General features: G+C 52.7%; 3 tRNA genes. All 3 read left to right on the plus strand.

What is annotated here, in order from left to right:
• Positions 1-19: 19 nt before the first annotated feature.
• Positions 20-96, plus strand: a tRNA-Met gene (locus ICW23_RS18810).
• A gap of 2 nt (positions 97-98) precedes the next feature.
• Positions 99-175, plus strand: a tRNA-Ile gene (locus ICW23_RS18815).
• Positions 176-182: 7 nt separating this feature from the next.
• A tRNA-Ser gene (locus ICW23_RS18820) sits at positions 183-275 on the plus strand.
• Positions 276-292: the final 17 nt, after the last annotated feature.

Consider the following 292-nt stretch of genomic DNA (forward strand, 5'->3'; position numbering starts at 1 on the left):
TTGATTTTAATTGTTTTTTGGCGGTGTAGCTCAGCTGGCTAGAGCGTACGGTTCATACCCGTGAGGTCGGGGGTTCGATCCCCTCCGCCGCTACCATTGGACCTTTAGCTCAGTTGGTTAGAGCAGACGGCTCATAACCGTCCGGTCGTAGGTTCGAGTCCTACAAGGTCCACCACTTATACGGAGGAATACCCAAGTCTGGCTGAAGGGATCGGTCTTGAAAACCGACAGGGGTGTCAAAGCCCGCGGGGGTTCGAATCCCTCTTCCTCCGCCATATCTAATTTAATCATC

It is taken from the genome of Bacillus sp. 1021, from assembly GCF_014534735.1.
Lineage (GTDB): Bacteria > Bacillota > Bacilli > Bacillales > Bacillaceae > Bacillus > Bacillus siamensis.